This window comes from uncultured Pseudokineococcus sp., from assembly GCF_947499845.1.
Classification (GTDB): domain Bacteria; phylum Actinomycetota; class Actinomycetes; order Actinomycetales; family Quadrisphaeraceae; genus Pseudokineococcus.
Genome location: NZ_CANMPM010000041.1, coordinates 1 through 2,643, shown reverse-complemented (window position 1 = coordinate 2,643; position 2,643 = coordinate 1). Strand labels below are relative to the sequence as shown.

Below are 2,643 nucleotides of genomic sequence, written 5' to 3'. Positions count from 1 at the left end.
ACGCCCACCCGCCCGACGACGACTCCAGGCCCGCCACCGACCAGGCACCGCGACCTATCGGTGGATCAGGGCTCAGACCGGGGGCAGGTCGGCCGTCATGACGACGGCGTCGGCGGCGTCGAGCACGACGAGCCGGTCGACGTCCTCGCGCAGCAGCGCCGCGTTGAGCCGGCACTCGACGGGCTCCTCGCTGCCGAGGAAGGAGCCCGAGCCGGCCTCGGCGCCGTCCTCGCCCACGAGCACCACGCGGTAGGCGCCGCCGACGGGCAGGCCAGCGACGTCGAGCACCGTCTCGGTGCCCCAGGTGTGCGCGACGACGGCGAGGTCGGCGTCGACGCCGGCCGGCTCACCCACGACGGCCACCTGCTCGAGCGCGCCGAGCGTCCCGGGCGGCCCCTCCGGCGCGCCCTCGCCGCCCGACGCGAGACCGGCGCCCAGCCCCGCGCCGACGAGGACGAGCGCGGCCGCGGCCGCCGCGACGGCCCACGGGGAGCGACGTCGTCGCGCGAGGTCGTCCGTCGCCGGCTCGTCCACGGCCGCGCGGGCGCCGGTCGCGTCCGCGCCGGTCGGGTCGGGCCGCCGCGACGGCGGGACCGGCTCCTGCCACCCCGACCCGCGGGGCGGCAGGACCGCGAGGACGGCGCGCAGGTCCTCGAGCTCGGCGGCCGCCGAGGGGTCCTCGGCGAGCAGCGCCTCGAGCTCGGCCCGCTCGGCGGCGTCGAGGTCGCCCGTCGCCGCGCCGCCGAGCAGCTCCGCCCGGCGGTCCTCGTGCTCCTGCTCAGCCACGCCGGTCACCTCCTCCGCCCTGCTGGCCCTGGTGCTGGTCGTCCTGCTCCTCGAGGGTCGCGCGCAGCGCGCGCAGCCCGTAGTACATCCGCGTCCGCAGCGTCGCCACGGGCACGCCCGTGCGCTCCGCCAGCTCGGCGTACGTGCCGCCCGCCAGGTGCACGTGGGCGACGACCTCGCGGTGCTCCGCGCTCAGCCGGGCCAGCGCCTCGACGACGACGAGCCGGTCCACGGTCGCGCCCTGGGCGTCCGGGACCGCCTCGACCTCCGTCTCCGCGACGACGTCGACGGGCCGGGGCCGCCGCGCGCGCGAGCGGTGCGCGTCGACGACGACGTTGCGGGCGATGGCGAAGAGCCACGTGCGGACGGAGCCGCGCTCGCCGCCGTACCGGTCCCGCGCGCGCCAAGCGCGCACGAACACCTCCTGCAGCGCGTCCTCGGCCGCCCCGCGGTCGCCGAGGCTGTTGACCGCGAAGGCGAGCAGGGGGCCGGCGTGCTCGGCGTAGGCGGCGTCGACGTCGAAGGCGGCGCGACCGGCGGGCGGGTCGACGGCGCGCAGGTGCCGCTCGCGCGCGGGCCACCGGACCACCGGACGCGCCCCCTCCACCGCCTGCAGCACCACCACCGCCTCCTCCGACGCGGCCGCGAGGAGGTCCCGCGGACCGTACCGGTCGGGTGGGAGTACGCCCGGGCGCGCCCGTCCGTTCACGGGCGCCGGCGCCGGGTCCCCGCGTCACCCGCACGGGGGAGGGGCCGCCGGGTCACGTGCCGGGGTCGACGGGGGCGGGATGAGAGAGGTGGACCGGACGAGAGAGGTGGGCCGGGCCCTGAACGCCGGGGCACCGGGCGTCGTACCCCCTGCCGGCAGCCGCGGACCCGCACGGGTCCGCACCACCGAGCAGGAGGCACCCCATGCGCACGACCACCCGCACCACCCGGGCGCGACTGGCCACCACGACCGCCGTCCTCGCCGGCGCCGGCCTCGTCGCCGTCGGCGCGCTGCCGGCGTCCGCCGCCTCGGCGAGCGAGCCCGACTCCTTCACCAGCGCCTTCACCGTCGCGATGAGCCCCGACATGGTCGTCGACAGCGAGGGGCAGGCCACGGGCGGCGACCCCGACGGCAGCGGCACGATGGACCTGCGCGTCAACAGCGACGAGGGCGTCGTCTGCTACGACATCACGACGACCATGGTCGAGCCGCCCTACGAGAGCCCCGCCGTGACGGCGACGCACGTCCACGAGGCGCCGGCCGGCCAGCCCGGCCCGCCGCGCCTCGCCTTCCCGAACCCGGAGGGCGACGGCGACGTCCGCACGAGCTCGGGCTGCCTCTCGGTGCCCATGGAGACGGGGATCACCGGCGACGACGGCCAGGACACCGGCGCCGGCTTCTCCCTCACCGAGCTGGAGGCCGACCCGGCCGCCTTCTTCGGCGACACGCACACCTCCACCTACGTGCCGGGCGCTGTGCGCGGCCAGCTCGTGCAGGTGCCGGTCGGCGGCGCCGACACGGGCGCCGGTGGCGTGGCGGACGGCTCGACGACGGCGGTCGTCGCCGCGGGCGCGGGCCTCGCCGCCGTCGGCGCCGCGGGCGTCGTCCTGCTGCGGCGTCGCGCGCAGGTCGAGGGCTGACCCCGGCCCGACGACCGGTCACCCGCGAGGGGTGGCTGGTCGTCGGGGCCGCGCACCGGTCGGGGGACGGGTCGCGCCACCGCGGGGGGGGGGGGGGGGGGGGGTCCCGATGAGGTTGGTCAAGCCGCGCGGGCGGGGCGGGGCGCGGAGGGGGGGGCGTTGCGGAGCATGGCGTGCAGGACGGCGACCCGGCGGGGGGCCCGGCCGATGGGGGGGGGGGTGTGCGTC

Annotated in this window: 3 protein-coding genes; 1 reads left to right on the top strand and 2 read right to left on the bottom strand. The window is 78.9% G+C overall.

What is annotated here, in order from left to right; genetic code table 11:
* Window positions 1-72: 72 nt before the first annotated feature.
* Both Q0789_RS16510 and Q0789_RS16505 read right to left on the bottom strand, forming a co-directional pair.
* Window positions 73-786, bottom strand: coding sequence for a hypothetical protein (locus Q0789_RS16510; RefSeq protein WP_298807078.1), 714 nt, complete (start codon window positions 784-786; stop codon window positions 73-75).
* Window positions 779-1,408 carry a sigma-70 family RNA polymerase sigma factor gene (locus tag Q0789_RS16505; RefSeq protein ID WP_298807077.1) on the bottom strand — a complete coding sequence of 210 codons (630 nt, stop codon included), beginning with the start codon at window positions 1,406-1,408 and terminating at the stop codon, window positions 779-781. Before Q0789_RS16505 ends, Q0789_RS16510 begins: the two co-directional genes overlap by 8 nt.
* A 290-nt stretch (window positions 1,409-1,698) precedes the next feature.
* Between Q0789_RS16505 and Q0789_RS16500 the strand changes: the two genes are divergently transcribed.
* On the top strand, window positions 1,699-2,415 hold the full coding sequence (locus tag Q0789_RS16500) for a CHRD domain-containing protein (protein ID WP_298807076.1): 717 nt from the start codon (window positions 1,699-1,701) through the stop codon (window positions 2,413-2,415).
* The last annotated feature ends 228 nt before the right edge of the window (window positions 2,416-2,643 follow it).

Coding starts and splice junctions, on each gene's coding strand:
- Q0789_RS16500 (WP_298807076.1), top strand. CDS start 1,699: ATGCGCACGACCACCCGCACCACCCGGGCGCGACTGGCCACCACGACC.